The 24,038-nt window shown below is 65.5% G+C and carries 24 protein-coding genes; 12 read left to right on the forward strand and 12 right to left on the reverse strand.

Annotation, left to right across the window (positions count from 1 at the left end; genetic code table 11):
* Nucleotides 1-76: 76 nt before the first annotated feature.
* The 4 genes from FDY95_RS00705 to FDY95_RS00720 all read left to right on the forward strand — a co-directional run bounded on the left by FDY95_RS00705 (nt 77) and on the right by FDY95_RS00720 (nt 2,949).
* Entirely contained in the window at nt 77-613 is a 537-nt protein-coding gene (locus FDY95_RS00705; RefSeq protein ID WP_171025468.1) for a C40 family peptidase, read from the forward strand.
* Nucleotides 614-1,252: 639 nt separating this feature from the next.
* A complete protein-coding gene (locus FDY95_RS00710; RefSeq protein WP_138074806.1) occupies nt 1,253-1,690 on the forward strand; it encodes a DUF2147 domain-containing protein in 438 nt (145 codons plus the stop codon).
* A 128-nt stretch (nt 1,691-1,818) separates the two neighbouring features.
* Entirely contained in the window at nt 1,819-2,271 is a 453-nt protein-coding gene (locus FDY95_RS00715) for a DUF2147 domain-containing protein (RefSeq protein WP_246073890.1), read from the forward strand.
* Between the two features lie 75 nt (nt 2,272-2,346).
* Nucleotides 2,347-2,949: a hypothetical protein gene (locus FDY95_RS00720; RefSeq protein ID WP_138074807.1), complete on the forward strand. Its 603-nt coding sequence runs from the start codon at nt 2,347-2,349 to the stop codon at nt 2,947-2,949.
* A gap of 82 nt (nt 2,950-3,031) precedes the next feature.
* On the opposite strand, the gene FDY95_RS00725 is transcribed toward FDY95_RS00720, so the two are convergent.
* Nucleotides 3,032-5,104 (reverse strand): M1 family aminopeptidase, encoded by a 2,073-nt coding sequence (locus FDY95_RS00725; RefSeq protein WP_138074808.1) that lies wholly within the window; start codon nt 5,102-5,104, stop codon nt 3,032-3,034.
* Nucleotides 5,105-5,290: 186 nt separating this feature from the next.
* Here FDY95_RS00725 and FDY95_RS00730 point away from each other — a divergent pair, with 186 nt between their 5' ends.
* Nucleotides 5,291-7,534 (forward strand): T9SS type B sorting domain-containing protein, encoded by a 2,244-nt coding sequence (locus tag FDY95_RS00730; RefSeq protein WP_138074809.1) that lies wholly within the window; start codon nt 5,291-5,293, stop codon nt 7,532-7,534.
* A gap of 183 nt (nt 7,535-7,717) precedes the next feature.
* Here FDY95_RS00730 and FDY95_RS00735 read toward each other — a convergent pair whose 3' ends face one another.
* From FDY95_RS00735 to FDY95_RS00745, 3 genes are all read right to left on the reverse strand, one after another.
* On the reverse strand, nt 7,718-8,362 hold the full coding sequence (locus tag FDY95_RS00735) for a cytochrome c oxidase subunit 3 (RefSeq protein ID WP_138074810.1): 645 nt from the start codon (nt 8,360-8,362) through the stop codon (nt 7,718-7,720).
* A gap of 145 nt (nt 8,363-8,507) precedes the next feature.
* A complete protein-coding gene (locus FDY95_RS00740) occupies nt 8,508-8,846 on the reverse strand; it encodes a hypothetical protein (protein ID WP_138074811.1) in 339 nt (112 codons plus the stop codon).
* Nucleotides 8,839-9,093 carry a hypothetical protein gene (locus FDY95_RS00745; RefSeq protein WP_138074812.1) on the reverse strand — a complete coding sequence of 85 codons (255 nt, stop codon included), beginning with the start codon at nt 9,091-9,093 and terminating at the stop codon, nt 8,839-8,841. Before FDY95_RS00745 ends, FDY95_RS00740 begins: the two co-directional genes overlap by 8 nt.
* Nucleotides 9,094-9,267: 174 nt before the next feature.
* On the opposite strand from FDY95_RS00745, the gene FDY95_RS00750 reads away from it, so the two are divergent.
* From FDY95_RS00750 to FDY95_RS00770, 5 genes are all read left to right on the forward strand, one after another.
* Complete coding sequence (locus FDY95_RS00750) at nt 9,268-10,125, forward strand: TapB family protein (protein ID WP_138074813.1); 858 nt, start codon at nt 9,268-9,270, stop codon at nt 10,123-10,125.
* A 51-nt stretch (nt 10,126-10,176) separates the two neighbouring features.
* Entirely contained in the window at nt 10,177-10,737 is a 561-nt protein-coding gene (locus tag FDY95_RS26545; RefSeq protein ID WP_212744842.1) for a DUF4920 domain-containing protein, read from the forward strand.
* 284 nt (nt 10,738-11,021) lie between these two features.
* Nucleotides 11,022-13,082 carry an NAD-dependent DNA ligase LigA gene (ligA, locus tag FDY95_RS00760; RefSeq protein WP_138074814.1) on the forward strand — a complete coding sequence of 687 codons (2,061 nt, stop codon included), beginning with the start codon at nt 11,022-11,024 and terminating at the stop codon, nt 13,080-13,082.
* Between the two features lie 82 nt (nt 13,083-13,164).
* On the forward strand, nt 13,165-13,545 hold the full coding sequence (locus FDY95_RS00765; RefSeq protein ID WP_138074815.1) for a rhodanese-like domain-containing protein: 381 nt from the start codon (nt 13,165-13,167) through the stop codon (nt 13,543-13,545).
* Nucleotides 13,546-13,556: 11 nt separating this feature from the next.
* Nucleotides 13,557-13,865 (forward strand): hypothetical protein, encoded by a 309-nt coding sequence (locus FDY95_RS00770; protein ID WP_138074816.1) that lies wholly within the window; start codon nt 13,557-13,559, stop codon nt 13,863-13,865.
* A 291-nt stretch (nt 13,866-14,156) separates the two neighbouring features.
* On the opposite strand, the gene FDY95_RS00775 is transcribed toward FDY95_RS00770, so the two are convergent.
* Nucleotides 14,157-15,098, reverse strand: a complete 942-nt coding sequence (locus FDY95_RS00775; RefSeq protein ID WP_212744843.1) for a polysaccharide deacetylase family protein — start codon at nt 15,096-15,098, stop codon at nt 14,157-14,159.
* 247 nt (nt 15,099-15,345) lie between these two features.
* Between FDY95_RS00775 and dapA the strand changes: the two genes are divergently transcribed.
* Nucleotides 15,346-16,233 carry a 4-hydroxy-tetrahydrodipicolinate synthase gene (dapA, locus tag FDY95_RS00780; RefSeq protein ID WP_138074817.1) on the forward strand — a complete coding sequence of 296 codons (888 nt, stop codon included), beginning with the start codon at nt 15,346-15,348 and terminating at the stop codon, nt 16,231-16,233.
* Between the two features lie 258 nt (nt 16,234-16,491).
* On the opposite strand, the gene FDY95_RS00785 is transcribed toward dapA, so the two are convergent.
* From FDY95_RS00785 to FDY95_RS00805, 5 genes are all read right to left on the reverse strand, one after another.
* Nucleotides 16,492-17,229 carry a (Fe-S)-binding protein gene (locus FDY95_RS00785; RefSeq protein ID WP_138074818.1) on the reverse strand — a complete coding sequence of 246 codons (738 nt, stop codon included), beginning with the start codon at nt 17,227-17,229 and terminating at the stop codon, nt 16,492-16,494.
* Between the two features lie 11 nt (nt 17,230-17,240).
* Nucleotides 17,241-17,735 carry a hypothetical protein gene (locus FDY95_RS00790; protein WP_138074819.1) on the reverse strand — a complete coding sequence of 165 codons (495 nt, stop codon included), beginning with the start codon at nt 17,733-17,735 and terminating at the stop codon, nt 17,241-17,243.
* A 12-nt stretch (nt 17,736-17,747) separates the two neighbouring features.
* The gene (locus tag FDY95_RS00795; RefSeq protein WP_138074820.1) at nt 17,748-18,599 is read right to left on the reverse strand and encodes a hydroxymethylglutaryl-CoA lyase; all 852 of its coding nucleotides are present in this window, start codon (nt 18,597-18,599) and stop codon (nt 17,748-17,750) included.
* A 96-nt stretch (nt 18,600-18,695) separates the two neighbouring features.
* Complete coding sequence (locus FDY95_RS00800) at nt 18,696-19,670, reverse strand: hypothetical protein (RefSeq protein ID WP_138074821.1); 975 nt, start codon at nt 19,668-19,670, stop codon at nt 18,696-18,698.
* A gap of 121 nt (nt 19,671-19,791) precedes the next feature.
* The gene (locus FDY95_RS00805) at nt 19,792-20,535 is read right to left on the reverse strand and encodes a helix-turn-helix domain-containing protein (protein WP_138074822.1); all 744 of its coding nucleotides are present in this window, start codon (nt 20,533-20,535) and stop codon (nt 19,792-19,794) included.
* 459 nt (nt 20,536-20,994) lie between these two features.
* Here FDY95_RS00805 and FDY95_RS00810 point away from each other — a divergent pair, with 459 nt between their 5' ends.
* Nucleotides 20,995-22,347, forward strand: a complete 1,353-nt coding sequence (locus FDY95_RS00810; protein WP_138074823.1) for a M23 family metallopeptidase — start codon at nt 20,995-20,997, stop codon at nt 22,345-22,347.
* A 166-nt stretch (nt 22,348-22,513) separates the two neighbouring features.
* Here the strand turns inward: FDY95_RS00810 and FDY95_RS00815 are convergent, their stop codons facing one another.
* Together FDY95_RS00815 and FDY95_RS00820 are read right to left on the reverse strand one after the other, a co-directional pair.
* Nucleotides 22,514-23,119 (reverse strand): hypothetical protein, encoded by a 606-nt coding sequence (locus tag FDY95_RS00815; RefSeq protein ID WP_138074824.1) that lies wholly within the window; start codon nt 23,117-23,119, stop codon nt 22,514-22,516.
* A gap of 137 nt (nt 23,120-23,256) precedes the next feature.
* Nucleotides 23,257-24,027 carry a hypothetical protein gene (locus tag FDY95_RS00820; protein WP_138074825.1) on the reverse strand — a complete coding sequence of 257 codons (771 nt, stop codon included), beginning with the start codon at nt 24,025-24,027 and terminating at the stop codon, nt 23,257-23,259.
* Between the last annotated feature and the right edge of the window lie 11 nt (nt 24,028-24,038).

Raw genomic sequence — 24,038 nt, forward strand, 5'->3', positions numbered from 1 at the left:
CAGCCGCCCGGCGTTCCACACCGCGCCCGGGCTGGCCCGAATTATGCGTACCGTTTGGCTCATGTTTGGAGCCCTGATGACTTTGCTGTTGGGCGTACTGGGCTGGCAGCAGCTGCGCCCCGATGCCCCCGTGCCCGCCAGCGGCGACCTGCCGCCCGTGCGCGCCGTGGTGTACCGCGCCGCCACCGCCCCCCGCCGCCACGCCTCCGCCGACCGCGCCGACCAGCTCGTGAGCTTCGCCCTGCGCCAGCTCGGCAAGGCCTACTGCTACGCCGGCACCACCCCCGAAGGCGGCTTCGACTGCTCCGGTTTCCTCACCTACGTCTACGGGCAGTTCGGCGTCGACGTGCCCCACTCCTCGGCCCTGCAGTACAAAACCGGCACCGCCGTCCCCCGCGCCGAGGCCCGCAAGGGAGACCTGATCATCTTCACCGGCACGGCCCAGGACGCCACCACGCCCGGCCACGCCGGCATCGTCATCTCCGAGCCCGGCCAGCCCCTGCGCTTCGTCCATTCCTCCTCGTCGCGGCGCGACCCGGGCGTGAAAATCAGCCAGGTCGATGGCACCGACTACGAGCGGCGCTTTTTGGGCATCCGGCGCGTGCTGTTGTAAATGGGCAAATGGCTGGTCGTTCTGACGTTGAACAGTCAACCATTTAACCATCCAGCCATTTAGCAATTCATATAAAAACAGCGAGGCCCGGCTGCCTTCACAGGTAGCCGGGCCTCTAATCCTGGGGCCATCTTACCAAGCGACCGGCCACCGGGGATACCGGTGCGGCCATCTCAGTTCAGACCTGCCGTAATGCAGGGAAACATACGCCCCCCCGCGACACTTGAGTGTTACGCGCGTTCGGCGGTGAAGCGAACGACATTACTCAGGCTTGGCAGGATGGATTTGGGACTATCAGACATTTTGTACCTCCTTTCTTTTTGGTGAAACATAACCGTCGGGGGCGCTACCAACAACTTAGGTCCGCTGGCCGGGGCTGTAGCACTCGCTACGATGACTAAAGTTATACGCCTATCGAATGGTTCAAAACAAAAAGATGCTTTTTTTCGGGCTTAGCGCTGATTCAGCAGCATATTCCTGATTATCAGCGCTATTTTTTTTAGCCGCGCCAATGGTTTTGGCGCTCCGGCAGCGGGCTTGGTACACTACTTGCCAACCGTGCGTAAACGGTCTTGTTGCGTCTTCAAGCTGGTTTTGTATATTTTCCCCACCAACCTCATTTCCTTCCCTTTTCAGCCCATGAAAAAGCTCCTCCTGTGCCTGGTGTTTCTGCTAGGTGCGCTCGGCGTGGCCTCCGCCCAAAATCTCACGCCGCTGGGCGTGTGGACCAACGGCGAGAAGAAAGCCACCTTCGAGATTTACAAGTGCGGCAACAAGCTCTGCGGCAAAATCGTGTCGTTGACGGTGCCCAACGACCCGGCCACCGGCAAGCCCAAAACCGACTCGCAGAACCCCGACCCCAAGCTGCGCAGCCGTCCGCGCCTGGGCCTGGTGTTTATGCAGGACTTCGAGTACGACGAGGCCAACAAGTGGGACGACGGGAAAATCTACGACCCGGAAAGCGGCAAGACCTACTCCTGCTACATGAAGATGCTCAACGCCAACACCATGGAAGTGAAGGGCTACATCGGTTTTTCGCTGATTGGCCGCTCGCAGACCTGGACGCGGGTGAAATAAGCGCCCCGCCTGCTAATATCCGGCTCAGCCGCCGGCTCCGTTTTGCGGGGTCGGCGGCTGTTCGTTTCCGGGTAAGCGGTTGTGCGGGGCGTTGCGTACCTTGGGCCTCCTGCCTAATGCCTCCCGCCGTGCGTTTCCTCCGTTTTCTGCTTCTGACCGTGCTGCTGACCGCCTCCCCGGCGCTGTGGGGCCAAACGGCCACGCCCGCAGCCATGCCCCTGGGCGTGTGGACCGACGAGCCCGGCGAAACCCAGGTGGAGTTTTACCGCTGCGGCGAGCAGCTGTGCGGGCGCATCGTGCAGCTGCTGCACGCCACCGATGCCGAGGGCAAGCCCCGCCTCGACGTGCACAACCCCGACCCCAGGCGCCGCAACCAGCCGCACGTGGGCCTGACCATTATCCAGGACCTGCACTACAACCGCGACGAAAACCGCTGGGACGGCGGGCAGATTTACGACCCGGATAACGGCCGCACCTACTCCTGCTACGTGCGCACGGTGGCCCCCGATCTGCTCGAAGTGAAAGGCTACATCGGTTTTGCTCTGGTGGGGCGGGCGCAGGTGTGGAAGCGGGTGCGCTGAGGCCCTGGCGGCCATAGGGCCGAAACTATTTCGGGAAATGCGTGTTTTCAGCTCATTCCGCGCACGTTTCCCACCTTGCTACAGTTTCTTCGCCGCTTGCTTAAGGGCCCGGGGCCCGACGCCGACTGGCAGCCGCTGCACCGTTCAGCGGCCGAGCTGCGGGCGTATGAGCAGTGGAAGCAACAAGCCGAATACCGTCCCTGGCTCGGCGCCTATTTCAAGGCCTATCACTACTGCAAGGCGGGCCTGCCGCCCTGCCACGGCGGCCCCCGCGTGCAGCGCCTCGAAGCCTGCGGGCAGCCCGGCGCCCTGCTGTTTTTCGACCCCGGCATCGGCGCCGCCAACTTCCAGCACCTCTTCGACCTGCTGCGCGACCGGATGCTGCCGCTGGGCTACCACCTGGCCGCTTCGGACGTGCGCACCCGCCGCCTGCCGCAGTGCACCGAAACCATTGCCAAGCACTTCCTCAAGCCCAGCCCTTCCGACTGCCCCGACACCGGCCGCTGCCAGCAGCGCTTCGGCACCGTCACCATCGATTTGATCAGCCTGAACGGCCGTCCGGGCTTTATCCGCGTGGCCTGCAACCCCATTGCCGACAGTATGTTCTGCGAGGCCTACTCCTTCGATCAGCTGATGGATGCGCTTTTTAACCAGGTGCCGCAGACGTCTGCCAGCTAATCAGTCCTCAGCCTTCGAAAACATCAAGCCCCGGCTGCCTTGTGGCAGCCGGGGCTTGCAGCGTTATAGGCACGAGGCGGCGCTACTCCTTCACGAAACACGTCCGGCCGGCCAGGGTGCCATCGGCCTGGCGCAGGCTTAGGTGGTAGAGGCCGGGCGCCAACGTCTGCACGCGCAGCTGGGTGGCAGCACCTTGCAGCGGCTGACGCAGCACCACGCGGCCGGTCAGGTCGGTGACTTCGGCGGTGGCGGCGCGCGGCGGCAGTTCGGGCAGTTGCAGCACGTCGTGGCAGGGGTTGGGGTATGCGGGCAGGGCGGCCACGGCCTGCGGGGCGCGGGCGGCCAGAATCAGGGTGTTGTCGCGGGCGGCCGTGCTGCTGTAGTCGAGCACCCACTGGTCGGGGTCCACGTCGATGCCGGCGACGGTGAGGCCGGCGGGCACGGTGCTGATGACGTCGGTGCTGGCCTGACTTTGCGTGGCGCGCAGCAGGGTCGACTGCCCGTTGGTGTAGCGCACGCGGTAGGTCACATCGGTCAGGAAAAACGGCGTGACGGTGGGCATCGACACGGTTTCGTTTACGCGCAGGTAGAGGTTGGTGCCCACCTGGTTCCAGCGCACGGCAAACGTGGGGTAGCCCTGCCCGCTGTACCACTGATCGAAGAAATACTGCAGCGAACGGCCGGCCTGCTGCTCAAACACCTGCTGCAGCTGGCGGGTGCGAGCCGTGCGGCCGCTGTAGGTGCTCTGGTAGGTGCGCAGGGCGTTGAAGAACTTGGTGTCGTCGTTGAGCAGGTAGCGCAGCATGTGGATGACGGCCGCGCCCTTCTTATAGGTCAGGCGGGAGCTGAAAATGCGGCCCACGTTGGTGGTATCGGGCACGCGCACCGAGCCGCCGGGCTGAAACTGGTCGTAGGTGTTAGTGTTGAAGTTATAGTTGTTCTGGGCCTGCATAAACGTCAGATCCAGCCACTGCCGGGGTGCTGCGGTGCCACCGAACTGCACCAGCGAGAGGTATTCGCCGTAGGACGCGAAGCCCTCGTTCAGCCAGATGTCCTCCCAGGAAGCGCAGGTCACGTTGTCGCCGAACCACTGGTGAAACAGCTCGTGGGCCGTCAGGGTGAAGCTGAAGCCGTCCTGCGTGGTCATCGTCTGGTGCTCCATGCCCCCGCCGATGGGCGCGGTGCAATGGCCGTACTTCTCGCTGGCGAAGGGGTACAGCCCCACCAGGCTGGAGTAGTTTTCGATGAAGCCCGGCGTACGGTTGATTTCGGGGAGAAAGTCGTTGAGCGCCGCTTGGTTGTAGACGTAGTTGACGATGGGAATGCGCGGGCCGCCCACGGGGTTGGCGTAGTTCACGTACTCCACGTAGGGCGCCACGGCCACCGAAATCAGATAGTAGTCAATAGGTTTGCGGGAGTGCCACTCGTAGCGGCTGCGGTTGCCGCTGAGCGGCGTCACGCGGCGCAGCACGCCGTTGGAGCCCGCCTTGTTGGGGTTGGTGGTCGTCACCCACACGGCCGAGGAGTCGGCCTTGTCGGTCAGCACTTGCTTGACGGGGAACCACTCGTGGGCGCTGAAGGGCTCGGAGAGGCTCCAGGTCACGTTCACGCCGTAGTCGGAGTCGGTGTCGAGGGCGTTGCCGATGGCGGCCGTGCCGCCGTGCGGGGCCGTGCCGCGGTAGTAGATGCGCGCCTCGAAAGTGGCGCCGGCAGCCACGGCTTGCGGCAGGGCGGCCGTCACGTCGTGGCCGGCGCGGCGCCAGCCGCCGCTGCGGCGGCGGTCCACCACCACCGAGTCGATGAAGTAGCCCCAGTTGTTGACGGCGTCGCGGTTGAACAGCTCGAAGGCCAGCGAATCGAGCGGCTGGCCCGACACGTTGCGGGCCCGGATCAGCCCCGAGCCGCTGACGTTGCGCGAGGTGTTTTCCAGGTTCAGGTCCAGCTTGTACCAGAGCACGTCGTAGCGGTCCATCTTCTGGCGGTGCCGCACCGAGGAAGTGGCCGTGCGGGCCGCCGCCCGAATGTGGGCCTGGGCGCATTTCTCGCCGCCCAGGGTCAGCTCGGCCGGGCTCAGGCGCGGAGCAGCCAGCTGCTGGGCCCGGGCCACGCCGGCTACAAACAACAGGCCCGCGGTAAACTGGTAAAAAAGTCGCATGAAAAGCGTGGAAAATGGTTCTGCGAAGAATCAAAGAAGCGCGGGCGCAGCCGGCGCCAAAACCGATCAGGAAAACGCCGCCGGCTGGCTTGATCAGCCTGATTCGGTTGTAATTTGCAAGCTACGTCGTAGGCGCCAATCTCCTGCGCGAGCGGCCCGCCGACGGGCTATTTTTCCCTTATGCCCATGCGCTTACACCTTTACCTACGTCGATTGCTGCCCCTGCTGGCCTTGCTGCTGGGCCTGCTGCGCCCGGCCCGCGCCACGCACATCGTGGGCGGCGAGCTGGACCTGCAGTACCAGAATGGCAGCGTGTACCGGCTCACGCTGAACCTCTACTTCGACGCCATCAACGGCAGCACCGGCGCCATCGACATCGATGCGACGGCCGGCATTTTTGAGAAGGGCACCAACCGCCGCATCCAGGACGTAACCCTGAACGCGGCCGGCAACAGCTTCGTGCCCTACACCAACCCCGTTTGCGCCATCGGCACGCTCAGCACCCGCAAGCTGGTGTATTCGGCCCTGCTGACCCTGCCGGAGGGCACTTACAACAGCCCCAACGGCTACTACGTGGCCGTGGAGCGCTGCTGCCGCAACGGAGTCATCAACAATATCGTGAACCCGGGCAACGCCGGGCAGACCTACTACCTGGAGTTTCCGGCCGTGGTGCGCAACGGACAGGCCTTTCGCAACTCCACGCCGCGCATCTTCCCGCCGCTGAGCGACTACGCCTGCGTGGGCGAGCTGTTTTACTTTGATTTTGGCGGGCAGGATGCCGACGGGGACTCCCTCGTTTACGACATGGTGACGCCGCTCAACGGCCACGCCAGCACCAACCAGCCCCGGCCCGCCCAGGCCAGTTCTGCTCCGTATTCTGAAGTTTCCTGGACCTCGGGCCTGAGCCGCACCAACCAGATGCCCGGCACGCCCACCCTGGGCATCGATTCGCGCTCGGGCCGCCTGACGGTGCGTCCCTCAACCCTGGGCCTCTACGTGTTTGGGGTGCGCTGCTCAGAATACCGTCGGGGCACCAAGATTGGGGAAACGCGCCGCGACTTTCAGCTGCTGGTGGTGGCCTGCCAGGCCAATCAGACGCCCCAGATGGTGGTGCGCGCCCCCGGCACCGGCACCCAGCCCTACCGCCCCGGCCGCGATACCCTGCACCTGCGGCCGGGCCAGGACCGCTGCCTGCGCCTGCGCTTCACCGACCCCGACCCCACCTCGCAGCTGCGGGTGGAGCTGCGGGCGGTGAATTTCCCGCAGGCCATGGTGCCCGCGCCCACCCTCACGCAGGGTACCGTGCACGCCCCCGGTATGCCCGACACGCTGACCTCGACGGTGTGCTTCCCGGAGTGCTTCAACTCGCACGGCCGGGTGTTTTTGCTCGACGTCATCGTGGCCGACAACGGCTGCTCGCTGCCCCGCCGCGATACAGTGCGCGTGGCTTTCACGGCCGAAGGCCCGCCCAACCAGCCGCCTTCGGTGGCCCTGGTGTCGCCGCCCACCCAATTCCCCATCACCGCCCGCGTGGGCGACTTGATAGAGTTGGACGTGGAAGGCGTCGATATCGACCTGGACGCGGTGAGCCTGGAGCTGAACGGGCGGGGTTTCACGCCGGCCTCGGTAGGGGCGCAGCTGGTGGCGGTGAGTGCGGTGCCCGGCCGCACGGTGGCCCGCCTGCGCTGGCGCGTCGATTGTAGGGCCATCACGCGGGGACTGCACGAGTTTGAGGTGGTGGCCGCGGCCTCACCCTGCCTCGACCGGCAAACCAGCCCCGTCGCGCTCATCCCGATTCAGGTGCAGTACGCCAACACGCCACCGGTCTTGACCTCAAACTTCATCAGCACCCCGATTCCGCCGGACACCATCGTCATCAAGCGCCGGCTGGGCGACACTTTCACCGCTACCCTTTCGGGCAATGACGCTGACCGCGACAACCTCACCATGACGGCCACGCCCAGCGGCTTCAGCTTGGCGGCGGCGGGCATGAGCTTCAGCGCCAATGGCACGGCGGGGTCGGCTTCCGGCTCGTTTCAGTGGGTACCCAGCTGCGAGGCGGCCAAGCTGGAGCCGATGACCGTCACGTTTTCGCTGACCGACAACACCTGCGTACCGGCCCCGCGCCAGCAGGTGGCGCGCTTCGAGGTGGAGCGGCCGGAGGCCCCGGAGTTTATCCCGGCCAACATCATCACGCCCAACAACGACCAGCGTAACGACTACTTCGCTCTGCCCACCCTGCCGCCCGACTTCTGCGAGCAACGGTTTGCATCCGTCATCATTTTCTCGCGCTGGGGCAATAAGGTATATCAGTCGCCCGACCGCAACTTCCGCTGGGACGGCCGCGGCGTGGCCGAGGGCGTGTACTACTACCTAGTGGAATACACCGACGGCCGCCGTTTCAAGGGCACCGTGACGGTGATGCCGTAGGTCAGTTGTCAGTTGTCAGTTGTCAGTTGTCAGTTGTCAGTTGTCAGTTGTCAGTTGGTCTACTGACTTGTGGTAAAAGCAGTTGACGTTAAGCGCAACTTCCTGAAAAAGCCACTCGGGCCCGGTATTGCTGCCGGGCCCGAGTGCGTTGTGAGAGTCGGTTCTGACTGGCTGAAGCGGCGGTCAGAACAGGAACAGGAAAATCGTGAACAGCACCACCCACAGCGCATCGACGAAGTGCCAGAAGATGCCGAGTAGGCGCAGTCGGACGCGCCAGTAAGGGTTGCGGATGAATACTAGGGTGCGGATTCCGTCGCGGGAGGCGCGCAGGGCGTGGCCCAGCAGCACGCCCAGAAAGATCATGCCCCCGAGCAGGTGCAGCACGTGCAGGGCGGAAATCAGATAGACGTAGGTGCCGGACGGTTCGCGGGTGAAAAACACGCCCTGATCCTGCAGCTCGCGCCAGCCCAGCACCTGCAGCCCGGCGAAGATGCAGCCGAGCAGCAACGTGGCCCCGAGGCAGCGTGCCAGCGCGGGCACCTCGTCGGTGCGGTAGAGGCGCGGGGCCTGGGCCAGCACGTAGCTGCTGATCAGGAGCACCACCGTGCTCAGCGAAAACCAGCGCGGGAACGGGTGCGGGCTGCCCACGTCGCCCTCGTGGGTGCGGGTGTAGAGATACAGCGTCACCAGGGCGGCAAACATCATCGTGACGCCGGCCAGGGTGAGGTAAAGCACCAGCTCGAGCAAGGGTAGCCGGGCCCGGTAGGCGGAGGTGGGGGTGGGGCGGCCGGCGCCTACTTTGTCCTTGCGTTCCTTATCCGAATTCATGGCCGACGGTGGGGATGCCACCGTGCCAGATAACCGCGCGCAATCCAAATAGTTGGCCGGCCAAGCAAGGTGGTGCTTCCCTCCAAGGTACGCAAAAAGGGCGCGGGTAGCCAGCGCCACCCGCGCTTTTTCCGCCCGGAAATTTTCACCCCCGGAAAAACGAACCAATCTTACCCAGCACCGCGTTTAGCGTGATTTTCGGCCCGCGCCCGGCCCCGAAAGTCACCCAGGTTTTGCCGGCCACCCGCAGATCGAGCACCAGCCCGAGGCGGCGCATCAAGTCGTTGAGCTGCTGCAGCGGGTCGGGGCCCTTGGGTCCTTTGGGCTTGCTGGGGTCCTTGGGCTTGCCGGCCCCGGTCAGCTCGTCGAGCACCTGGGCGCTGGGCAGGTTCAGGATAACGTAGGTGCCGGAGGCCGCCAGCTGAATGTCGTGGCCGTTCCAGCTGATGACGAGGCGGGCCTCCAGGTCGAGGCCGCTAGCCACCGAGGCCGGGGTTGGGGGTGGTGGGCGCGGGCAGCTGGCCGGAAGGCGGGTTTTCGCCCCGGGTGCGAATGCGCAGGGAGCCGTTCAGCCGCCAGGTAGTGGGCGAGCCGGCGGGGTTTTGCGGGTTGGGCATCTGCAGCTCCATCTGCTCGAAGGTGCAGGCCAGCTCCACGCCGCCCGAGAGTTTGGAGAGCAGGGAAGCGGCCATATCGGCCCAGTTGGCGGAGGATTGGGTGGAATCAGCCATAAAGTAGCGGCGAAAAAAGGGTTGCGAAGGCGCAAACCGGGCGCAAGAAAGCACCGCGGCCGCATTCCTCCATACGCAAGCCCGGCGCGGGCGGTACATACCCCGCGCCGGGCTTTTGCGTATGCAAGGCCGGCAGCCCCGCTGCCTACTAGTTGCCGAGCCACCTCTCCTACTATGCCGCACCTCCCCTTTCGCCTCCCCACGCTGCTTGCCACCCTGGCCTTCGCGGCCTTCGCCTGCGCCCGTTCCTCCGATTCCCCGCAGGCCCCTACGACGGCTGCTCCCGCCGGCACCCCGCCCGTCGAGGCAACGGCTTCCGCGCCGGCCCCAGCTCCGGCCAGCACCAGCAGCACCAGCCTCAGCTGCGAGCATCCCTTCGGCCTCAACGACGGCACCGAGCTGACCTACCAGCTGCTCAACGAGAAAAACAAGCCCGAGGGCCTGCAGGTGCTGAAAGTAGCCCGCATCACACCCCACGAAGCGGCGAAAAAGGCGCCAGCCTACACCGAAGTGTTGCTCAAAAGCAGCCTCTACGACGCCAACAATCGCCTGCAGCGCAACGACGAGTACGTATACCTCTGCCGCCGCGACACGGTGCTCACCGACGGCCGCCTGCTGCTCGATCCGGCCATGCTCCGCTCCTTCCGCGACCGGCGCTTCGCCTTCGAGCCGGTACACCTGGCCTGGCCCAACCAGCCCACCACCGGCGCCCTGCCTGGCGGCAAGCTCACGGTGCAGGTCAGCAGCCCCAGTGTCGACATTGCGCAGGTGGTGACCAACGTCACGGAGCGCAAAATCAGCGGGCCCGAGAGCGTGACCACGCCGGCCGGCACGTTTCAGTGCTACAAAGTGGAGGCGCGTTACGAGTACGTGACCCAGGCCCGCGCCGACATGGCCCGCCGCTCCGTCAAGCGCGTCATTGATTATTACGCGCCGGGCGTGGGCATGGTGCGCTCCGAAATGCGCGACGCCGACCGGGAGCCCGACCACGTGGCCGTGCTGCTGAAACGCACGGCCGGCACCGCGCGCTAACTGCCGCTGAATGCGTAAGTTTGGGGCGGTTTGTCCTACTCCATTTCCCGCATGAAACGCACGCTACTCGCCCTTGCGGCCGCCACGGCCCTCTTCACCGCCTGCCAGCAGCAGCAGCCGGCCGACACCGCCGCCGCCGACAAAGCCTCCGCCACCGAATCCAACGCCGAAGCGGAGGCCGAAGCCCATTCGGAAGGCCCGCAGGCCAAAACCACGGCCGCCGGCAAAATCTACGGCGCGGAGGTAACCGAGGAAGGCGCCCAGCCCATGTCGGCCCTGCCCGCCGTGCTCGGCCAGCAGGATTCGGCCAAGGTGAAGCTCATCGGTGAGGCCACCGACGTGTGCCAGGCCAAGGGCTGCTGGATGACGCTGCAGACCGCCGACGGCAAGCCGATGCGCGTGCGCTTCAAGGATTACGCCTTCTTCGTGCCCAAGGACTCCAAGGGCAAGACCGTGGTCATCGACGGCTGGGCCCACCGCGAGGAAATTTCGGTGGCCGACCAGCAGCACTACGCCAAGGACGCCGGCAAGTCAGACAAGGAAGTAGCTGCCATCACCAAGCCCCAACAGCAGCTGACCTTTATGGCCGATGGCGTGCTGATTAAAAACTGACCACGGATTTAGACGGATTTTTCGGATTACACGGATTTCGTGGACGATTCAAAACTGCGTGGTGCCACGACTCCCAAAGTCGTGGCACTATTGTTTTCACTCAGGCGGTATCAGCGCGAAAATGCCCGCCGCATCGAGCCAAACGGCCGATCCAGCACTAAACAGCTGGCTTTCAATCTGCAAAGGACCACCGCACTAAAAGTACCGGGGCTATTATTTTTAGCCGGCCGGTTCGGGGTATTTTTACCCCGCCGAACCCGGTTTCGCCCCTTGCTTTGCCTTCCATGCTCGACCTATTTGCCACCCACGACGCCCAGCGTGACGCTCAGGACAACATCCGCACCCTCACCGAGCGCCTGCACTACCTCAACCACCAGTACTACCAGAACGACGTGTCGGAGGTGACGGACCAGGAGTTCGACCAGCTGCTGCGCGAGCTGCAGGCGCTGGAAAAGCAATACCCTGAGTACGCCCTGCCCAACTCGCCCACCCAGCGCGTAGGCGGCACCATCACCAAGCAGTTCCCCACCCAGGAGCACCGCTTCCCGATGCTCAGCCTGGCCAATACCTACTCCGAAACCGACCTGCGCGAGTTCGACGAGCGGGTGCAGAAGGGCCTTGAAGGCGCCGAGTACCAGTACGTGTGCGAGCTGAAGTTCGACGGTGTGGCCATGAGCCTGCGCTACGAGCACGGCCAGCTCACCCAGGGCGTCACGCGCGGCGACGGTACCCGCGGCGACGTGGTCACGAGCAACGTGCGCACCATCAAGACCCTGCCCCTGCACCTGCGCGAGGACGCCGAGCGGGCCGCCCCGGCCGACTTCGAGGTGCGCGGCGAGATTTTCATGCCGCTGAATGTATTCAACGACCTGAACGCGGAGCGGGAGCAGAACGGCGAGGCCCTGCTGGCCAACCCACGCAACGCCGCCTCCGGCACCCTGAAGCTGCAGGACTCGGCCCAGGTGGCCGCCCGCCGCCTGCGCTTCTACGCCTACAGCTTCCTGAGCACCGGGCGCCACTTCCCCACCCACAGCGCCGCCCTGCAGGCCCTGAAGCGCTGGGGGCTGCCCGTGTCGGACACCTGGCGCCTGTGCGGAACCATCGATGAGGTGCTGGCCTTCATCCACGAGTGGGACAAGAAGCGCTTCGAGCTGCCGGTGGCTACCGACGGCATCGTCATCAAAATCGACGATTTGCGGCAGCAGGAGCTGCTGGGCTACACGGCCAAGAGCCCGCGCTGGGCTATTGCCTACAAGTACCCCGCCGAAGCCGGCCGCACCCGCCTCAACGAAATTATCTACCAGGTAGGCCGCACCGGAGCCGTCACGCCCGTGGCCCTGCTCGACCCGGTGCCGCTGGCCGGCACCGTGGTGAAGCGCGCCTCGGTGCACAACGCCAACCAGATTGCCGCCCTCGACCTGCGCCTGGGCGACCTGGTGTTCGTGGAGAAAGGCGGCGAAATCATTCCGAAAATCACCGGCGTCGACCTCTCGGCCCGCCCGGCCGACGCGGTGCCCATCGTGTACCCCACCGCCTGCCCGGCCTGCGGCACCCCGCTGGTGCGGCCCGAAGGTGAAGCCCATTTCCGCTGCCCCAACGAGCGGGGCTGCGCGCCCCAGCTCAAGAGCAAGCTGGAGCACTACGTGTCGCGCAAGGCCCTGAACATCGACGGCCTCGGCGCCGAAACCGTGGGCCGCTTCTTCGACCTGGGCCTGGTGCGCGACGCGGCCGACCTCTACGACCTGCCCCGGCGCCGCGACGAGCTGGTGAACCTGGAGCGCCTGGGCGAAAAATCGGTGCAGCGCATGTTCGCCGGCCTCGACGCCAGCAAGGAAGTGCCCTTCGACCGGGTGCTGTTCGGCCTGGGCATCCGCTACGTGGGCGAAACGGTGGCCGAAAAGCTGGCCGCCCACTACCGCAGCATCGACCCGATTCTGAACGCTTCGGTGGAGGAGCTGGCCGCCGTGCCCGAGGTGGGCGGCGTCATTGCCGAAAGCGTGACTGCCTGGGCGCAGGACGCCGCCAACCGCGAGCTGGTGGAGCGCCTGAAGGCCGCCGGGGTGCAAATGCAGCTGACCGGCGAGGCTCCGCAGCCCCTCAGCGACCGGCTCAACGGGCTCACGTTCGTGTTGTCGGGCGTGTTTGAGCAGCACTCGCGCGAGGAGCTGGAGCAGGTCATCGTGCGCAACGGCGGCAAGGTGACGGGCTCCATCAGCAAGAAGCTCAGCTACCTGGTGGCCGGCGACAAAATGGGCCCGGCCAAGCGCGAAAAAGCCACGGCCCTGAACGTCCCCATCATCGGCGAAACGGATTTGCTGGCCATGGTGACGGACGGCGGGCTGTAGGAAAATTTAATCAACTTCGGCACGTTATGCGGCGGACGCGTTGTTTACTTTGGCAGCGCGTCCGCTTTTTTTCATTCTCGCTATGAAACAGCTTCTACCCTACTGCCTGGCCCTGGTACTGGCCCTGGCTGCCACTTCAGCCCAGGCTCAGACGGCCCCCACCGTGACGCCCCCGCAGGTCCAGCAGCAGCTGGCCAAGTCCGGCGTCATCCTGCTCGACGTGCGCACGCCGGCCGAGTTTGCCGCCGGCCACCTGCGCGGCGCCCGCAACGTGAATTTCCTCTCCACCGACTTTGCCGACCAAGTAGCCAAGCTCGACCCGAACGCGACCTACGTGCTCTACTGCAAATCGGGCAACCGCGCCACCCAGGCCGGTACGCTGATGTTGCAGAACGGCTTCCGGAACGTGGTCAACGCCGGCGGCTTCGAGGCCCTGAAGGCCGGCGGGCTGGCGGCGGAGTAAGTACCAGCCACGTGGCCCTGGTTTTCACTCCCGACCGCTGGACCGGCAACCAGTGGGCCAGCATTGAAATCGACCCTGCTGAGCACCACTACCAAGTGTTTTTGCCACTACTACAGTACTTGGCTACCACCTATGGATTTGAGGTGCCCGTCACCTGCCCCATGCTCGACGGCTACGCGGCCGATTTCTGCCTAAACGGCTCCGAAGGCACGCTGTTTCTTGATAACTGGGGCATGTCCCTGGCCTTCGAGCACGAACCGGTGCGTGACCTGGTGCTGACTCAGCTGCAAGCCCTGCCCGCCGATTTCTTCCTAACCTGACAGCCCGCAGATGCCAAGCGCCAAAGCTCCGGTAGCACTAGCCGTCATTGCGAGCGAAGCGAAGCAACCGCAGGAAGGCGTAGCCAATCCTTCCTCTAGTAGCACAAACGGCCCACTTGGCAGCAACCGAAAACAGCCCCGCCCGAAACCAGCAACTGTGGTTTCGGACGGGGCTGTTTTTACTCAGTCAACTTTCGGTCCGAAGGTATTGTCGCGGCGGCACGATGGCCAGGACCGATTGGTTCGCGTTGCTCGCAATGACAGCGGGGTGAACCGCCGCTTGCACTCTGTTTACTTGCCGTCGAAGCTGTTGACGATGCTGTTGTGCAGAGTCTTAGGGCTCCAGTAGCCCGAGGCGATGATGCGGCGGATGGTGAACAGCGGGTCCTGCTGGTCGCGCTTCTCGGCCAGCACGAAGGCGGCCACCATGCCGCGCTGCTTGAGCTGCGGAATGGCCTCGGGGTTCCACAGGCCGAAGGGGTAGGCAAAGTACTTGATGTCCTTGCCGGTAATTTCCTCCAGGGTCTTGGTGGGCTTCTCAATCTGCGTCACCCAGTCCTGGCCCTGGTATTTCTTCACGTTGTGGTGGTCCCAGGTGTGCGAGCCGATGACGTTGCCCTCATCCGACAGCTGCTTCACCTGGGCTTTGCTCATGTAGTTGGGGCGCCCCAGCGACACGGTCATTACGAAGTACACGGCCTTGTAACCGTATTTCTCCAGTGTGGGGCGGGCCACCGTGAACTGGTCGAGGTCGGTGTCGTCGAAGGTGAGCATCACCGGCTTGCTGGGCAGTTTGGCGCCGGTCGTGAGGTAGGCGTAAAGCTGATCCGGCAGGATGGTGTGGTAGCCCGAGTCGGCCAGCATCTTGATCTGGGCCTTGAACTGCTCCACCGGCACGATGTAGTCCTTGGCGCCTTTCGAGTCCTTGGCGCGCCAGTCGCGGATCTGGTGGTAGCACAGGATGGGCACCTGCGGACGGGCTAGGATGGCGGCGGCATTGCCCACGGCCGAAGCCGGGATGGTGCTCGGGTCGGGGGCCGAGGTGGTGGCATCGGCCGGGGTGGCGGCTTTTTCCTCGGCGGCCGTCACGGCCGCGCCCGACATGGCTTCGGCGGCAGCGGCGGGGTTTTCACCTTCGGAAGCCGAAGCTTTTTCGGTGTTGCAGGACGACACGGCGAGGCCGGCAGCCAGGGCGGCGGTGCCCAGCAGAAGAGAGGTGAAGCGTTGGGACATGCGGGGGAAAGGGGCGGCCAGCGCGGCCTGAGGGAGTATTTCGGGATGTAGAGACCGGCCAAACATCAGTCGAACGTCATGTCGAGCTTGTCGAGACATCTCGCTTGATAGTAATTCTAATCGTTGAGCTTACTACCTGGCGTCAGCACGCGAGATTCCTCGGCTTCGCTCGGAATGACGTTCAACGTACGCCTTCGTACCTTCGCGCGGCCGGTTGTTCCCACAAAACTAACGGATTCGGCCCCTCATGCACAAACTTGATTCCCGTCTTCCCGCGCTGCACGGCACCGGCGTGGCGTTGGTTACGCCCTTCTCCCCCACCGATTTCGCCGTCGATTACCCCGCCCTGCGCCGTTTGCTCGATTTTGTCATCGACGGCGGGGTGGAATATATCGTCATCAACGGCACCACGGCCGAGTCGCCGACCACCACCACGGCGGAAAAGGCCGAAATCCTGCGCGTGGCCAAGGAGCACGTGGCCGGCCGCGTACCGCTGGTCTACGGCATCGGCGGCAACGACACGGTGGCCGTGGAGCGCACCATCCGGGAAACCGACCTCAACGGCGTTACGGCCATTCTCTCCGCCTCACCTTACTACAACAAGCCCACCCAGCGCGGCATCGTGGCCCACTACCAGCGCCTGGCCGACGCGGCCCCGGTGCCGGTAATCCTCTACAACGTGCCCGGCCGCACCGCCTCCAACATCACCGCCGAAACCACCCTCACGCTGGCCCAGCACCCGAACATTATCGGCATCAAGGAAGCCAGCGGCAACGTGGAGCAGTGCCTGCAAATAGCTGCCGGCAAGCCCGCGAACTTCCTGCTCATCTCGGGCGACGACATGCTCACCACCCCGCTCATCAGCTTCGGCGGCGTGGGCATCATCTCGGTGCTGGCCAACGCCTTCCCGCGCAAGTTCTCCGACATGACCCGCCACGCCCTCTCGGGCGACTACACCGCAGCGTCCAAACTGCTGTTTGAGCTGCTGCCGCTGAACCCGCTGATGTACGAGGAGGCCAACCCCGTGGGCGTAAAGGCCGCGCTGGAGCTGCTGGGCGTGATTCCCGGCGTCGTACGCCTGCCCCTGCTGGAGGCGTCGGAAGGGCTGACGGCACGCATCAAGGCGCTGCTGTAGCCTGGTGCTGCCTCGTGAGCGACGGCACAAATGGCCGTCATTGCGAGCGAAGCGCAGCAATCGGTCCTGGCCAACGTACCGCCGCGACAATCCCTGCTGACCGAAAGTCGACTGAATAAAAACAGGAGCGCCCGAAACTGCATCTGCAGTTTCGGGCGCTCCTGTTTTCGGTTTCTGCCAGTTGTGACGACGGTGCTACTGGAGGAAGGATTGCTTCGTCGTGCCTCCTCGCAATGACCGTGAATGCCGCCGCTGCCCTTACCACCCACTCGCCAGCACATCTGCTACGTGCAGAGTGCGCAACGGCAGCTTTTCCTTGCGGATGTAGGCGTCCAGGTGCATCAGGCAGCTGGTGTCGGTGCTGACGAGGTACTCGGCGCCGGTGGCCAGGGCGTGCTCCACTTTCTGCTGGGCCATGGCCACCGAAATCGGCTCGAACTTCACGGCGAAAGTGCCGCCGAAGCCGCAGCAGGTTTCGGTTTCGGCCATTTCCAGGCGCTCCAGGCCGGCTACGGAGTCGAGCAGCTGGCGCGGCTCCTCGCGGATCTGACACTCGCGCAGGGCCGAGCAGGAGTCGTGGTAGGTGTACTTGCCCGCGAGCCTGGCCCCCGGGATTTCCGTCACGCCCAGCACGCCCACCAGAAACTCGGTAAACTCAAATACCCGGCGCTGAATGGCCGGAAACTCCGCGCAGCGCGGGGAGTCTTCCAGCAGCTCGCCGTAGTGGTTGCGCACCATGCCCACGCAGGAGGCCGAGGGCCCCACCACGTACCGCTCGGCCGGGCCGGCAAAGTCGGTGAGGAATTTCTCGGCTACCTGCTGGCTTTCCTGGCGGTAGCCGGCGTTGTAGGCGGGCTGCCCGCAGCAGGTCTGGGCGGGGTTGTAGTTCACCTGGCAGCCGACGGCCTCCAGCACCTTTACCATGTTCATGGCGGTGTCGGGGAAGAGCTGATCGACGAAACAGGGAATGAAAAGGTCAACGAGGGCGGCGGGCATGAATGAGGAAGTCAGGAATGGGGAAGCAGAGCGCGGCGAGCGGTCAGACCTCGGCGCAGCGCCCAGGTGCTCAGAAGCGCCAATGTCAGCATTGCCGCACAGCCCAGCCGGTGCAAGATAAGCTGCGCCCGGGCACTGATCAGGATCTGCCCGTCGGCTTCCAGTTGGTACAAGAATGGGTGAACATCTGCGGAATCGAAATAGGCGGTAATCCGTGTCGCCCGCTGCAGCTGCTCAACAAGGGCCTGGGCTTTCACCTGCGTAGCTCGCGAATTACGACCAAAATTGTAGCGCAACGGCTCGGCGGTGGAGCGTAGCTGCAAGTAAAGGAGCAAGGAGGCCCGACTGCCGGAGGCGGTGGGCTGCAGCGTCAGATGCTCCACCGGCCCGGTAGCCTGCGTCAGTTGGCCTAGTGTCCGGCTGCCCCGATACCCCAGCAGCCCCGCCAGGGCCAGCAGCAGCGGAATCAGTAGGCCTACCGCAAACAAACGGCCGGATTGGTGCATGGTTGACGAATATCAGTGCCCGGCAAACACCGCCGCGCTCATGCGCTGCGCCTCGCGCAGCGCGGCCAGATCCAGACCCGTCGGCACGCCCTGCTCCTGCAGGTACTGCACCAGGTTTTCGGTGGCCATGTTGCCGGTCAGCTCATCGGCCGCCATGGGGCAGCCTCCAATGCCGCCCAGGGCGCCGTCGAAGCGGCGGCAGCCGGCGCTGTAGGCGGCTTCCACCTTCTCGCGCCAGCTCTGCGGGGTGGTGTGCAGGTGGGCGCCGAACTCGATGTGGGGAAAGGCGGCCGTCAGCTCCCGGAAGGGCGGAATGATGGTTTCGGGGGTGGAGGCGCCGATGGTGTCGGACAACGCCACGATGCGGATGCCCAGCGCGTCGAGCTTCTGGGTGAACTGGCCGAGCACTTCGGGGTTCCACGGGTCGCCGTAGGGGTTGCCGAAGCCCATCGAGAGGTACACGACCAGCTCCTTGCCGCGCTGCTCACAGAGGTTCTGCATCTGGGCCACTTCGGCCAAGGCTTCAGCTATGCTCTTGTTGGTGTTGCGCTGCTGAAACGTCTCCGACACCGACAGCGGGAAGCCCAGGTACTGGATTTCGGGGTAGCCCGCGGCCGTTTCGGCCCCGCGCAGGTTGGCCACGATGGCCAGCAGTTTGGTTTTGGTCTGGCTCAGATTCAGCCCGGCCAGCACCTCGGCCGTGTCGCGCAGCTGCGGAATGGCCTTGGGCGAGACGAACGAGCCGAAGTCCAGCGTGTCGAAACCCACCCGCAGCAGTTGGTTGAGGTAGGCGGTTTTGGTGGCGGTGGGGATGAAGTCCGGCCAGCCTTGCATGGCGTCGCGGGGGCACTCGATGAGTTTCATGGGCGGGGAGCAGCTGGTGGGAATGGGCCGTAAAGGTAGCGGCCCCACCGACAACCGCTCGGCCCCGCCCGCGGTTGGCGCCGGGCCGCCGCAGGCTTAGCGTACCACCCCGAAACGCCCGCCCGGCGCGTCGAGAATGATGGTGCGGCCGGCGAAGGGCTCGTTGCCAAGCATACCGGCCAGACCCGATACGCGCGTCAGCATTTCCTGCATCAGGGTCATGCCCGTCATGTAGCTCACCGTGCCCAGCGGCAGCTCGGTGGCGCCCAGGCGCAGGGCCGCCGCGGTGGGGGCAGTGTAAGTGGTGAGCATTTTGCCCCAGGAATTCACCGCCTTGGTGCGCACGGGCGCGGCGGGCCGGATCAGCTCCTGCCAGCGGCTTTGGCTGGTGAGCAGGGCAAAGGCGCTGCTGCCGCTGTCGAACATCAGCGGGCCTGACTGGCCGGGCAGCTCGGCGCTGAGCATCACGCGGCGGCCCTTCAGCTCCAGGGGCACGAAGTCGGCCCGGCGGGCCAGGCTGTCGGGCGTGGCGGCGTAGAGGCTGAAGCGCTGGCGGGGGTAGTCGATGACGAGCACGCGGCCCTCCAGCACGTCGGCGCCGAGCGTGCCGATGACGAAGGGCGCGGCGGTATCAGCCGGCAGCGCGTGGGCGCCGTAGTTCAGCACCGGGGCGCGGCGCACCCGCAGCTCGGCCCCGCCCAGGCTGAATTGCACGTCGTGGACGGTATCGGCCTGCGGTACCAGGGCCGGGCCGGCGGCGGGATATTGGGCGCGCAATGCCGCCAGCGGGTGGGCGTAGAACACGGTATACGGCGCGCCGGTATCGAACTGCAGGTAGCAGGTGCGGGCGCAGCCGGGCACCCGTACGGGCACCAGCTGGTGGGCATGGGCCACCGCCGGTCGGGCGCTGCTATCAGCCTGCCACGCGAAGCGGCCACTGGCCGGCAGCCCGGCAACGCGGAGCTGATTGGCCGGCGGGGCAAACTTGCGCTGCATGTAGAAGTAGCCGCCGACGCCGCCCAGCACGAGCAGCAGCAGGACGGACAGCAGGATTGTGGCGAGGGTTTTCATGGGGCCGGGAGTTGGGCTGGAAGACTGGGTCAAACCTACCCGTCTGCCGCGCCCGGCCCTGCGTCATTTACCCGTCATTTTACCGCCATTTCAGCTAACCATTTGACCGGTATTCGATTAACTATAGCCGAATTGGATAAATATCCAGCCGACCACGTCGCAGCCGCAGCGCCTCGTAGCCCACCACCAGCACGTTGAGCACGTACGACACGATGAATACACCCAGAAACGTGCCCGGCAGCTTGGCCTGAAAATACCTGGCCGCCACCCAGTGCGCCAGCACCAGCAGCAGGTAGGTCAGGGTAGTACTGACCTGCCACAAAATCTGAAAGCCGAGCACCCGCCGCCCGACCTCCGCCGCGTGCTCCACCTCGTGGCGCCGGGCCCGCCAGAGCCGTAGCGGGAGCACGATGTTGAGCAAGGGCAGCAGCAGAAAGCTTAGCGCGCTCAGGTTGAGCAGCTGCAGAAACTGCGGGTCGGGGCGCAGGACCGGAGTGGGCGCCGCCGGGTACGGCAGGGGCTGCGGATGGGTCACCTCGCCCTCCACAGCGGGCCGCCGCGCGGGCAGCGGGGCCAGGGTTGGCGCTTCAATGAACTGCTGCGACGGTTCGGCTTCGGGCAGCGCGGCGGCCCCGGCGGCCGGGACTTCCGGGGCCGCGGGCATTGCGGCGGGCGCGTCCCGAAACGCCTCCAGCGTCACGCCCAGGGCGGCGGCCAGGGCCTGCAGGGTGTGGCCCCGCGGCACGGTGTCGCCCTGCTCCACCCGCTGAATGGTGCGCAGGCTCACGCCCGATTGCTCGGCCAGCATTTCCTGGGACAAGCCCCGGCTTTTACGGATAGTCAGAATACGGTCGGCGGAAAACATACGGGTAGCACGCGAAGCAAAGCGCCAATATTACCGCTTCCGCCCGGTTTTCGGCCCGGCCGATTTGCCCGCGGCTGCGCCCCGCCGCCGGCCAGTCCATTGCTCTTGGGAACGTTCCTACCAGACTTGAGACGGTTCCTACCGGACTTGGCATGATTCCTAGTGAACCTGGTGCGCTTCCTACCGCTCCCGGTAGTCTGTTAGTTGCTCACGGAAACGTATCGGAAGCAATTGGGAACGTGTCAGAAGCTCGCGGGGAAATGTCGAAAGGGCCCGGGAACGTGTCGGATGCGCCCGGGCAACTGTTGAACGGACGCGAGGACGCGGCAAAAGGATGCGGGAGTGTATCGAAGGGCCGCAGCGCACCAAACGAAGCCGCTGAATCCGCGCCACCGGCGACTTAACCCCGCTATCAACGGTCCGAACGAAGCCCGGCCGTATGGTGTTCTGCCCCTACCTATGCACCAACCGATGACGACGCGCCGGCCGCTGGGCTGGCTTCTCCCCTGCTTTCTGTTATCCTTCTTCCTGATTGGCTGCGGCAAGCAGCAGACGCTGCAGGGCATCTTTAGCCAGCCGCGCACTCCGCACGAGGCCTACGCCCGCCAGCTGCATCAGGCCGGCCTCGACCAGACCGCGCTGGGTCGCGACTGGCTGGCCGCCGCTGACCGTGCCTTGCGGGACTCGCTGGTGGTGACGCTGCCCTTCCGCGAAACCGGCCTCTTCCGGGCCGATGCCGCCTTTGCCGCCTCTTACCGCTATCCCGTGCGCGCGGGCGAGAAAATCAACATCACCCTGACCGTGGAGCCGGCCTCGGCCGACGTGCGCGTGTTCGTTGATGCCTTCGAGCTGGACCCGGCCAATAGTCGGCTGCGCGCCCTGGCCTCGGCCGATACCGCCGCCCGCACGTTCAGCTACGTGGCCCCCGACGACCGGCAGCACCTGCTGCGGGTGCAGCCCGAGCTGCTGCGCCCCGGCCGCTTCACCATCCGCATTCAGCGCGCCCCCTCGCTGGCCTTCCCGGTGCAGGGCAAGAGCGACGCGGCCGCCGGCTCCTTCTGGGGCGCCGACCGCGACAACGGCACCCGCCGCCACGAGGGCATCGACATCTTTGCCGCGAAGGGCACGCCCGTGGTGGCCGCCGCGCCCGGCATGGTCACGCGCGTGGGCGACACGCCCCGGGGCGGGCTGGTAGTGTGGCTGGCCGATACCCAGGGGCAGCATTTGTACTACGCGCACCTCTCGCGGCAGCTGGTGCAGCCCGGGCAGTTGGTGAAAGTGGGCGACACGCTGGGCCTGGTGGGCAACACCGGCAACGCCCGCACCACCCCGCCGCACCTGCACTTCGGCATCTACCGCGGCGGCCGCGGCCCCGTCGCCCCCTACCCCTTCGTGCGCCGCGCCGATAAGGAGCCGGCCGCCCCGCGCACCCCGGCCGAACGCCTGGGCCAGTGGGTGCGCCTAACCGGCAGCCGTACGGCCCTGCAGTCCGCCCCGGTGGCGCTGAAAACCAAAGCCGCCGCCCTGCCCAAAAACGCCCCGCTGCTGGTGATGGGCGCCACCGCCGACTGGCTGCGCGTGCAAACGCCTGCTGGCCGCCTGGGCTACGTGCCCGCCAAAGCCGTAGCCACCGAGGCTCTGCGCCGCCAGTCCCTGCCCGCCCCCGCCGACCTGCTCAGCCTGCCCGCCGCCACCGCCGCCCCGCTGGATACGTTGCCGGCCAACAGCCGCGTGGCCGTGCTGGGCGAGTGGAGCGGCTACCAGCTGGTACGCAACGCCACCGGCCGCGTGGGCTGGCTGCGGATTGGGTAAAATGGTAAAATGGTAAAATGGCGTACTGCTAATCTGCTCCTGGGTTACAATAAAAGGGCCTTTCCTGCGCAGGAAAGGCCCTTTTATCGATGCAAGTAGGTAGCCGGGTAGTGAAAGGGGCCGTCAGAACGACAATCACCATTTCACCATCTCACAATTTCACCACCTAGTCCGCTACGATGACGGCTTTGTTGAGCTTTTTGGCGTAGGCAATGCGCTTTTCGCGGCCCGAAGCATCGACGTAATCAAAGCCTACGGCGCGGCCTTCGGCTTGTACGGCACTCCAGCCTTCGGGGTCGGCACCCTCGGGGGCGGTGGTGGCGGTGCGCGGAATAGCGGGCGAAGTGAATTTGTCGTCGGCGAAGAAGCTATTCATGCCTTGCAGAATGGCCAGCTCGCGGCTGCGCACCGAGGAAGCCTGCGGGTCGTCCTGCATGGCGCGTTCATCGATGAGGGCCTTGGCCGGAATGACCTCGTTGCGCAGGGTGTCGCCTTTGGCGGAGATGATCAGGAAACGGGCGTTGGCGTCGATGATTTTCGGGCCTTGCAGCAGCAGCACGAACTTGTCCTTGCTACCGCGGTCGGAAAACGCGTGCTGGGTTTGCACGGTGCGCAGCACGGTGCGGCTGGTGAGGCGGCTGCGCTCGGCCTCGGGCTTGGGCGTGTACACGCGTTCGGGGTTACTCGACGTGCCTACTTCGCGGTCGGTCGTCACGCACGACGACTGGGCCAGCAGAAGCAGCAGCGCAGCGGGGAGCAATAGGTGTTTCATTGGAATGGTGAAGTCAGGGGAAGTACGCCGTATACGCAGGCGGCAGCGGCGACGGGCAATGAACTGCGAATATTGCAGCTGGAGGATGTTGTTTTGCCCGGTACGCAAGGATATTGTCGTGGTTGCGTCGCGCCGGCTCAGAGCACGCCGATTTCCAGGCCCACCGTCCAGCGCGGCAGCTCGGGGTAGAGGCCGGCCGCCGGGCCCCGGAACGTGTCGCTGAGGCGGTAGCGGGCGGTGAGGACCAGGCGCTGACTGCCCAGGCGGGCGCCGGCACCGTAGGCCCAGCGACGCAGGTAAGGCAGGCCTGTTTCGGTGGTTTTCACGCGTTTGGCGCGGGCGCTGTTGGGCTCGTCCTCAGTGTGATGGGCGGTAGCCGCTACCCAGCCGCCCCAGCCGCTCACGTCGAGGTAGCGCCCCACGGTATTGCCCTGCCGGCCGAAGCGCAGCCGGGCCCAGCCTTCCAGGTCGCCGCGGTGCAGGGCCAGGGCCTCGCGGTGGTGCAGCGCGGCATCGGGCAGCACTTTATCGGCGTGCTGGGCCAGGGCGTAGCGCAGGTACACGTAGCGCGCATCCGCCCCGATGGCCAGCACCGGCGTCAGGCGCAGCTTTTCGCGCAGGCCCAGCACCATTTCGGCCGAGGACCAGGGCCGTAGGTCGGCCCCGGGGCCGGCGGGCTGGCCCAGCACGGGCATGTAGGCCAGGTAGAGGTGGCGAAAGTGGCGCCGGTGCGGGCCGTAGGTCTGCCGGGCCGTGTCGGCGGCCACGTCGGTGCTGAGCAGGGCGCGCTGGGCCCGGGCCGGCGTGGCCGCCAGCAGCAGCGCGGCCAGCGTCGAGGCCAGCACCAGGCTGGGCAGCCCGTAGCGCCCGCCCTCCGTCCGGCCAGGATTTACCGGGCGCGTTTCCAAGGCCGTTGCAC

It is taken from the genome of Hymenobacter jeollabukensis, assembly GCF_005771675.1.
GTDB classification, from domain to species: Bacteria; Bacteroidota; Bacteroidia; order Cytophagales; family Hymenobacteraceae; genus Solirubrum; species Solirubrum jeollabukense.

Bases quoted from the DNA above. Each gene is read 5' to 3' on its own strand.
- FDY95_RS26545 (WP_212744842.1), top strand. From the start codon at position 10,177: ATGAAACGCACGCTACTCGCCCTTGCGGCCGCCACGGCCCTCTTCACC.
- FDY95_RS00765 (WP_138074815.1), top strand. From the start codon at position 13,165: ATGAAACAGCTTCTACCCTACTGCCTGGCCCTGGTACTGGCCCTGGCT.
- FDY95_RS00750 (WP_138074813.1), top strand. From the start codon at position 9,268: ATGCCGCACCTCCCCTTTCGCCTCCCCACGCTGCTTGCCACCCTGGCC.
- FDY95_RS00725 (WP_138074808.1), bottom strand. From the start codon at position 5,104: ATGCGACTTTTTTACCAGTTTACCGCGGGCCTGTTGTTTGTAGCCGGC.
- FDY95_RS00795 (WP_138074820.1), bottom strand. From the start codon at position 18,599: ATGAAACTCATCGAGTGCCCCCGCGACGCCATGCAAGGCTGGCCGGAC.
- FDY95_RS00805 (WP_138074822.1), bottom strand. From the start codon at position 20,535: ATGTTTTCCGCCGACCGTATTCTGACTATCCGTAAAAGCCGGGGCTTG.
- ligA (WP_138074814.1), top strand. From the start codon at position 11,022: ATGCTCGACCTATTTGCCACCCACGACGCCCAGCGTGACGCTCAGGAC.
- FDY95_RS00785 (WP_138074818.1), bottom strand. From the start codon at position 17,229: ATGCCCGCCGCCCTCGTTGACCTTTTCATTCCCTGTTTCGTCGATCAG.
- FDY95_RS00815 (WP_138074824.1), bottom strand. From the start codon at position 23,119: ATGAAACACCTATTGCTCCCCGCTGCGCTGCTGCTTCTGCTGGCCCAG.
- FDY95_RS00800 (WP_138074821.1), bottom strand. From the start codon at position 19,670: ATGAAAACCCTCGCCACAATCCTGCTGTCCGTCCTGCTGCTGCTCGTG.
- FDY95_RS00745 (WP_138074812.1), bottom strand. From the start codon at position 9,093: ATGGCTGATTCCACCCAATCCTCCGCCAACTGGGCCGATATGGCCGCT.
- FDY95_RS00710 (WP_138074806.1), top strand. From the start codon at position 1,253: ATGAAAAAGCTCCTCCTGTGCCTGGTGTTTCTGCTAGGTGCGCTCGGC.
- FDY95_RS00810 (WP_138074823.1), top strand. From the start codon at position 20,995: ATGCACCAACCGATGACGACGCGCCGGCCGCTGGGCTGGCTTCTCCCC.
- FDY95_RS00775 (WP_212744843.1), bottom strand. From the start codon at position 15,098: ATGTCCCAACGCTTCACCTCTCTTCTGCTGGGCACCGCCGCCCTGGCT.
- FDY95_RS00735 (WP_138074810.1), bottom strand. From the start codon at position 8,362: ATGAATTCGGATAAGGAACGCAAGGACAAAGTAGGCGCCGGCCGCCCC.
- FDY95_RS00705 (WP_171025468.1), top strand. From the start codon at position 77: ATGACTTTGCTGTTGGGCGTACTGGGCTGGCAGCAGCTGCGCCCCGAT.
- FDY95_RS00730 (WP_138074809.1), top strand. From the start codon at position 5,291: ATGCGCTTACACCTTTACCTACGTCGATTGCTGCCCCTGCTGGCCTTG.
- dapA (WP_138074817.1), top strand. From the start codon at position 15,346: ATGCACAAACTTGATTCCCGTCTTCCCGCGCTGCACGGCACCGGCGTG.
- FDY95_RS00790 (WP_138074819.1), bottom strand. From the start codon at position 17,735: ATGCACCAATCCGGCCGTTTGTTTGCGGTAGGCCTACTGATTCCGCTG.